Origin of the sequence: Achromobacter sp. NPDC058515, from assembly GCF_042721735.1 — a bacterium.
GTDB lineage: Bacteria > Pseudomonadota > Gammaproteobacteria > Burkholderiales > Burkholderiaceae_B > Achromobacter.
In genome coordinates this window covers 535116-543095 of sequence record NZ_JBHXNI010000002.1, presented here as the reverse complement: position 1 = coordinate 543095, position 7980 = coordinate 535116, and the positions used below count along the sequence as shown (strand labels likewise).

The 7980-nt window shown below is 68.0% G+C and carries 5 protein-coding genes; 4 read left to right on the top strand and 1 reads right to left on the bottom strand.

Annotation, left to right across the window (positions count from 1 at the left end; genetic code table 11):
• Positions 1–338 precede the first annotated feature (338 nt).
• Positions 339–1349 carry an aldo/keto reductase gene (locus ACFWP0_RS05730; RefSeq protein WP_377840349.1) on the top strand — a complete coding sequence of 337 codons (1011 nt, stop codon included), beginning with the start codon at positions 339–341 and terminating at the stop codon, positions 1347–1349.
• Positions 1350–1361: 12 nt separating this feature from the next.
• Here the strand turns inward: ACFWP0_RS05730 and ACFWP0_RS05725 are convergent, their stop codons facing one another.
• Complete coding sequence (locus ACFWP0_RS05725; protein ID WP_377840348.1) at positions 1362–1934, bottom strand: TetR/AcrR family transcriptional regulator; 573 nt, start codon at positions 1932–1934, stop codon at positions 1362–1364.
• Positions 1935–2147: 213 nt separating this feature from the next.
• Between ACFWP0_RS05725 and ACFWP0_RS05720 the strand changes: the two genes are divergently transcribed.
• Genes ACFWP0_RS05720 through ACFWP0_RS05710 form a run of 3 tightly spaced genes read left to right on the top strand, consistent with a single transcriptional unit; the run spans position 2148 to position 7964 of the window.
• On the top strand, positions 2148–3326 hold the full coding sequence (locus ACFWP0_RS05720) for an efflux RND transporter periplasmic adaptor subunit (RefSeq protein WP_377840346.1): 1179 nt from the start codon (positions 2148–2150) through the stop codon (positions 3324–3326).
• Positions 3327–3366: 40 nt separating this feature from the next.
• Positions 3367–6516, top strand: a complete 3150-nt coding sequence (locus ACFWP0_RS05715; protein ID WP_377840345.1) for a multidrug efflux RND transporter permease subunit — start codon at positions 3367–3369, stop codon at positions 6514–6516.
• Between the two features lie 5 nt (positions 6517–6521).
• Positions 6522–7964: an efflux transporter outer membrane subunit gene (locus ACFWP0_RS05710; protein ID WP_377840343.1), complete on the top strand. Its 1443-nt coding sequence runs from the start codon at positions 6522–6524 to the stop codon at positions 7962–7964.
• The last annotated feature ends 16 nt before the right edge of the window (positions 7965–7980 follow it).

Below are 7980 nucleotides of genomic sequence, written 5' to 3'. Positions count from 1 at the left end.
GGGGTGTCAGACACCTACGGGTGTCTCGCAAGCATCGGTGTCTGACACCCGTGAGAGACGGGCTTCGGCTTGCGGCGGCGTTTCGGGGGTGTCAGACACCCGTGAGAGACGGGCTTCAGCTTGCGGTGGCGTTTCGGGGGTGTCAGACACCTACGGGTGTCTCGCAAGCATGGGTGTCTGACACCCGTGAGAGACGGGCTTCGGCTTGCGGCGGCGTTTCGGGGGTGTCAGACACCTGCGCGCACCTACACGCACCTGCGCGGTGTCGCAGGGGTGCCAGACGCCCTGCGCGGGGGTAACATCCAGACCTCAACATCCGCCAACGAGGGAATCACGCCATGAATTACCGCCGACTGGGAACCAGCAACCTCCGGGTATCGCCGCTATGCCTGGGCACCATGATGTTCGGAGAGCAGACGCCCGACGAGGAGGCCGCGCGCATCGTCGCCTCGGCGCGGGACCATGGCCTGAATTTCATCGACACCGCGGACGTCTACAACGAGGGCCGTTCGGAAGAGGTGGTGGGCAAGCTGCTGAAAGGGCAGCGCCACGACTGGGTGCTGGCCAGCAAGATCGGCAACCCCGTCGGAAAGGGCCCGAACCTGGCTCACTATTCGCGCCAGTGGCTGATTCGCGGCGTGGAGCAAAGCCTGTCGCGCATGGACACGGATTTCATGGACATCCTGTACCTGCACCGCGACTACCACGAAGAAAACCTGGAAGAGGCGCTGTGGGCGCTGGGGGACCTGATCCGCGCGGGCAAGCTGCGCAGCTTCGGCCTGTCGAACTTCCGCGGCTGGCGCATCGCCGAAGTGATGCGCCTGTGCGAAAAGATGGGCGTGCCCCAGCCGGTCGTGTGCCAGCCGTACTACAACATGCTGAACCGCGGGCCCGAGGTCGAGATCCTGCCGGCCTGCAAGCACTATGGCCTGGGCGTGGTGCCGTACAGCCCCATCGCGCGCGGCGTGCTGACCGGCAAGTACCAGCCTGGCCAGGCGCCGGCGGCGGATACCCGCGCCGGACGCGGGGACCGCCGCATCCTGGCCACCGAGTTCCGCGAGGAATCCCTGCTGATCGCGCAGAAGCTGGTGCAGCACAGCGCCGCGCGCGGCGTGCAGGCCGGCCATTTCGCCACCGCCTGGGTGCTGGCCAATCCCGTCGTCACCGCCGTCATCGCGGGCCCGCGCACGCTGGCGCAGATGGACGACTACTACGCGGCGCTGGACGTGGCGATCACGCCCGAGGACGAAGCCGTGGTGGACGGCTGGGTGACGCCGGGCCATGCGTCGACGCACGGCTACAACGACCCCAGCTATCCGTTCTACGGACGCCCCGTCGCGGTTGCCTGAACCCGGGCCTCGTCAGTCGGGCGCGCGGGCCGGCTCGGCCGCGATGCCGTGCAGCATCATCTGCTCGGCCACCAGGGCGATGCCCAGCCGGGCGACGCGCCCGCGCCGCTCGGCATCCACCATGCTGGTGATCACCGCGATCAGCAGTTCGCTGAGCGCGGCCGCCGTGATGTCCACGCGGAAGGCGCCTTCGCGCTGGCCGCGCAGGAAGAAGGCGTCCAGCGTTTCCTGGTAGCCCGACCAGCTGTTCATGATGTCGGGTTCCAGCTCGGTGTCGGGCTTCCAGTTGTACATCAGGAAAGCCGTCAGCTCCTTGTGCGCCAGGTGCTGTTCGATCAGGCTGCGAAGGGCGTTGCGCGGCGGCGCCGTCTCCAGGTGCGAGTCCGCCAGCGCCTGCTTCATCACCTGGGCGCAATGCGTCATGAGGCGCAGGACCAGCTGGTCCCGCGTCTTACAGAACCGGTACAGCGTGGCCTTGCTGACGCCGACAGCCTTGGCCAGTTCTTGCAAGGTCGCCCGCGGCTGGTCCACCATCGCCAACGCCAGAGCCACCAACAGCCGCTCGTGCCCCGCATCGTCAGACATTGCTTCCCCCCTCGTGTGTTTGAACTTCCCTTGGGCGGTATTGAATCACGGCTGATTCAGCTTGTACAAAATTTCGCCAAATCTTCAAGTAAAGACTTGTAAGTTCCAAATATGGAATTCTGAGATTTAAATGAATCAATATTGATTCAAAACAATCGTTCAGGTACCATCGGCGTCTTATTGAGTTCAAATCGCCGCAGGCGGGGGTATCGAATGATGTTGAGTAAAGAAAGGCGGCTGCCCCTGGCGGTGTTGCTGACGGCGATTTTGTTGGCGGGATGCGGCGGGGACAACGATGCGCAGCTCCAGGCTGCCGGGCCCCGGCCGGTCCAGGTGCTGGCGGTGCAGCCCGAGCGCTTCACGCTGTCCAGCGCGCTGCCGGGACGGGTCGAGCCCATGCGCGTGGCCGAGGTGCGCGCCCGTGTGGCGGGCATCGTGCTCAGCCGCAACTTCGAAGAGGGCGCGGACGTGAAGGCGGGCGACGTGCTGTTCCGCATCGACCCGGCGCCCTTCAAGACGGCCTTGTCGCGCGCGCAGGGCGAACTGGCCAAGGCGGATGCCGCCGTGTCCGACGCGCAGGCCATCGTCCGGCGCTATGCGCCCCTGGTCAAGATCGAAGCCGTCAGCCAGCAGGACTTCGATACCGCCAACACCACGCTCAAGAGCGCGCAGGCGGCCCGCCGCTCGGCCCAGGCCGATGTGGAAACCGCGCAGCTGAACCTGGACTACGCCACCGTCAAGGCGCCGATATCCGGCCGCATCGGCCGCGCGCAGGTGACCGAAGGCGCGCTCGTCGGCCAGAACGAAGCCACCGTGATGGCGAAGATCCAGCAGCTGGATCCGATCTACGTGGACTTCAACCAGCCGGTGGGCGACATGCTGCGCATGCGCAGCGCCATGCAGGACGGCAGCCTGGGCGCGGGCGAGGGCGCGAACATCTCCATCACCATCGACGGCACCGACCAGAAGCGCGAAGGCCGCCTGCTGTTCTCGGACATCGCCGTGGACCGGACCACCGGTCAGGTGGCCCTGCGCGGCGAGTTCGCCAATCCGGACGTGCTGCTGCTGCCCGGCATGTATGTGCGCGTGCAGACGCGGCAGGGCGTGGACCCCGCGGCAATCCTCGTGCCCCAGCGCGCCGTCACGCGCAGCACCGATGGCAAGCCGCAGGTGCTGCTGGTGGGCCAGGACGACGTAGTGGAAACGCGCGCGGTGCAGACCGGCACGATGCGCGGGGGCGACTGGCACATCACCGAGGGCCTGGCCCCCGGAGACCGGGTCATTGTCGGCGGCGTCAACGCCGCCGTGCCCGGCCAGAAAGTCAGCGCGACTCCCGTATCCCAGGCGAAGGTCGCCTCCGCCAGCGATGCCGCAGCCCATGCCGCGAACTGAGCGGCCCAAGACGCGCCGCGCGCATTCCCGAGGATAGAACATGTCCAAGTTTTTCATTGGCCGCCCCAATTTTGCCTGGGTGGTGGCCATCTTCATCTCGCTGGCCGGCCTCTTGGCGATTCCGTCGCTGCCGGTGTCGCAGTTTCCGGTGGTGGCGCCGCCCCAGGTGACGATCGCCGCCACCTATCCGGGCGCGTCCGCGACGGTGCTGGTCGATTCGGTCACCAGCGTCATCGAGGAGGAGCTGAACGGCGCCAAGAACATGCTGTACTACGAGTCGTCCAGCAGCTCCAGCGGCAGCGCCGAAATCACCGTCACCTTCCAGCCGGGCATGGACCCGGACCTGGCGCAGGTGGACGTGCAGAACCGCATCAAGAAAGCGGAAGCCCGCCTGCCCACGGCCGTGACGCAGCAAGGCCTGCAGGTGGAACAGGCCAGCTCCAACTTCCTGATGATCTACGCCCTGACCTATAAGGGCGAGGACGCGCACAAGGACGTGGTGGGCCTGTCCGACTACGCCGCCCGCCACATCAACAACGAGATCCGCCGGGTCAACGGCGTGGGCAAGGTGCAGTTCTTCGGCGCCGAAGCGGCGATGCGCGTCTGGATCGACCCGCAGAAGCTGCTGGGCCTGGGCCTGTCGGTGGCCGACGTCAACGCGGCCATCGCCGCGCAGAACGTGCAGGTGCCGGCCGGCAGCTTCGGCAGCCGTCCGGGTTCGCCCGAACAGGAACTGACCGCGACGCTGGCCGTGAAGGGCACGCTGGACAACCCCGAGGAATTCGGCAGGATCGTGCTGCGCGCCAATGCCGACGGCTCGTCCGTGCGCCTTGCCGACGTGGCGCGGCTGGAAGTGGGCCGCCAGAGCTACGACTTCGAGACCCGCCTGAACGGCAAGAAGGCGGTGGGCGCGGCGGTGCAGCTTGCGCCGGGCGCGAACGCGATCGACACGGTCAAGGCCGTCAAGGCGCGCCTGCAGGAGCTGTCCGCGTCCTTCCCCGAGGACGTGGCGTTCTCGGTGCCGTTCGATACCTCGCAGTTCGTCAGCGTGGCGATCACGAAGGTGGTGCACACGCTGCTGGAAGCCATGGTGCTGGTCTTCCTGGTGATGTTCCTGTTCCTGCAGAACTTCCGCTACACGCTGATCCCGACCATCGTGGTGCCGGTGTGCCTCTTGGGCACCTTCGCCGTGATGTCGGTGCTGGGCTTCTCGGTCAACATGATGACGATGTTCGGCATGGTGCTGGCCATCGGCATCCTGGTGGACGACGCCATCGTGGTGGTCGAGAACGTGGAGCGCATCATGGCCGAGGAAGGGCTGTCGCCGCGCGAGGCCACGGTCAAGGCGATGGAGCAGGTGTCCGGCGCCATCGTCGGCATCACGCTGGTGCTGTCGGCGGTGTTCCTGCCGCTGGCCTTCATGAGCGGCTCGGTGGGCGTGATCTACCAGCAGTTCTCGCTGTCGCTGGCCGTGTCCATCCTGTTCTCGGGCTTTCTGGCGCTGACGTTCACGCCGGCCTTGTGCGCGACCTTCCTCAAGCCCATCCCCAAGGGCCACCATGAGGAAAAGAAGGGCTTTTTCGGCGGGTTCAACCGCATGTTCAACCGGCTGACGGGACGCTTCGAGGCGCTGAACTCGCGGCTGGTCAAGCGCACCGGCCGCTACATGGTGATCTACGTGGCTATCGTCGCGGTGCTGGGCGTGCTGTATGTGCGCGTGCCGGAATCCTTCGTGCCGCCGGAAGACCAGGGCTATGTCATCGTCGACGTGCAGCTGCCGCCGGGCGCGACGCATACGCGCACGGACAAGGTCGTGGCCGACGTGGAGCAGCACCTGATGTCGCTGGACGCCATGGGCGACGCCTTCACGGTCATGGGCTTCAGCTTTTCCGGCACCGGCCAGAACGCGGGCATCGCGTTCCCGACGCTCAAGGACTGGTCCGAGCGCGGCAGGGGCCAGTCCGCCGCCGACGTGGCCAACAGCGTGAACGAGCGCTTCGCGGTGATCGACGACGGCGGCATCATGGCCGTCAACCCGCCGCCTATCGATGGCCTGGGCAATTCGGGCGGCTTCGCCTTGCGGCTGCAGGACCGGGGCGGCCTGGGCCGCGCCGCGCTGACCGAAGCGCGCGACCAGTTGCTGGCCAAGGCCAACAGCTCGCCCGCGATCGCCTACGCCATGATGGAAGGCCTGGCGGACGCGCCGCAGCTGCGGCTGGACATCGACCGCCAGAAGGCCGAGGCGCTGGGCGTGGGGTTCGACGTGATCAGCACGGCGATCTCCTCGGCTTATGGCTCGGCCACGGTCAACGACTTTGCCAACGCCGGACGCCTGCAGCGCGTGGTGGTGCAGGCCGACGTGCGCGACCGCATGACGCCCGAGAGCATCCTGCTGCTGAACGTGCCGAACAAGTCGGGCGGCATGGTGCCCCTGAGCGCATTCGTGAAGACGGACTGGGAGACCGGGCCGGTGCAGATCTCGCGCTACAACGGCTACCCCGCCTTCAAGATCGCGGGCGACGCCATGCCGGGGCACAGCACCGGCGAGGCGATGGCGGAGATCGAGCGCATCGTGTCCGAGCTGCCCGATGGCATAGGCTATGAGTGGACGGGCCTGTCCTACCAGGAGAAGTTCGCCGGCGCGCAGGCGCCCATGCTGTTCGCGCTGGCCTTCCTGGTGGTGTTCCTGCTGATGGTCGCACTGTACGAAAGCTGGGCCATTCCCGCGTCCGTCATGCTGATCGTGCCGATCGGCGCGCTGGGCTCGGTGCTGGCGGTGACGCTGCTGGGCATGTCCAACGACGTGTACTTCAAGGTGGGCCTGATCACCATCATCGGCCTGGCGGCCAAGAACGCCATCCTGATCGTGGAGTTCGCCAAGAGCCTGCGCGAGCAGGGCCATACCCTGGCCGACGCCGCCATCCAGGCCGCCAAGCTGCGGTTCCGCCCCATCGTGATGACGTCGCTGGCGTTCATCCTGGGCGTGGTGCCGCTGGCGCTGGCCACGGGCGCGGGCGCGGCCAGCCAGCGCGCGCTCGGCGTGGGCGTGATCGGCGGCATGCTGACCGCCACGCTGCTGGGCGTGATCTTCGTACCTGTCTTCTTCGTGTGGGTGCTGTCGCTGGTGTCGCGCAAACGGGGCAAGTCCTCGCCCGCGTCCGCCGCCGCGCCGCGCACGGCCGAGGAGTGATATTCATGATGCAGACTTTCTTTCCCTTGCGGCTCTCCGCGCTGGCCCTGAGCGCGGCGCTGGCCGGGTGCTCGCTGGCGCCCACCTATGAACGTCCGGCCTCGCCCGTGGGGGACCACTGGAGCCAGGCCGCCGCCGGCGCCGCCTCCCAGCCGTCCACCGCGGCGTCGCTGGACTGGCAATCCTTCGTCACCGACGACGCCTTGCGCAAGCTGGTGGAACTGGCGCTGGAGAACAACCGCGACCTGCGGCAGGCGCTGCTGAACATCGAAGCGGCCCGGGCGCAGTACCGCATCGAGCGCGCGGACCGGGTGCCGGGCATCAACGCGCAGGGCAGCGGCACGCGCCAGCGGGTGCCGGGCGACTTGAGCAGCACGGGCAGCGCCGGCGTGCAAAGCAGCTATCAGGCGGGAGTGGGGCTGACCTCGTTCGAGATCGACCTGTTCGGGCGGGTGCGCAGCCTGTCGGACGCGGCGCTGCAGGAGTACCTGGCGACCGAGGCCACGGCGCGCGGCGCGCAGATCAGCCTGGTGGCCGAAGTGATCCAGGCCTATCTGGCGCGCGACAGCGCGCAGCGCCGCCTGCTGGTCACGCGCCAGACCCTGGCCAGCCGCGAGGCCTCGCTGGAGCTGATCGTCAAGCGGCGCCAGGCGGGCACGGCCACCGCGCTGGACTACCAGGAAGCCCTGGGGCTGACCGAGCAGGCGCGCGCGGAACTGGAGCGCATGGACCGCGAGGTCCGGCAGGCCGGCAATGCGCTGGGCCTCCTGGTGGGGATCAGCGACCTGTCGCCGTACCTGCCGCAGCGGCTGGCCGAGGCGCCGCTGCTGGTGCAGGAGATCGCGGCGGGCGCGCCGTCCGAACTGCTGGAGCGCCGGCCGGACATCCTGGCCGCCGAACATCAGCTGCAATCGCGCAACGCCAGCATCGGCGCGGCGCGGGCGGCGTTCTTTCCCAGCATTTCGCTGACCGGCCTGTACGGCAGCTCCAGCGCGGACCTGTCCGGCCTGTTCGATTCCGGCCAGCGCGCCTGGTCGTTCATGCCGCAGATCACGCTGCCGATCTTCGCCGGCGGGCGCAATGTCGCCAACCTGGACCTGGCCGCCGTGCGCAAGGACATCGCCGTGGCGCAGTACGAAAAGACAATCCAGACGGCGTTCAAGGAAGTGTCCGACGCGCTGGCTGCGACCGACACCCTGCGCCGCGAAGAGGCCTCGCGCCGCGCGCTGGCGCAGTCCAGCCAGGAGGCCATGCGCCTGTCCGAAGCGCGCTACCGCGGCGGCGTGGACAGCCACCTGCGCTACCTGGACGCGCAGCGCAGCGCGTACACGGACCAGCTCGCCTATATCGACGTCAGCACCCAGCGCCAGGCGGCGCTGGCGGCCTTGTTCAAGGCGCTGGGCGGGGGCTGGCCGGCGGCGCGGCCCGCCCAGGCCGCGCTGGATTGATCCGCCGGCCGGGCCG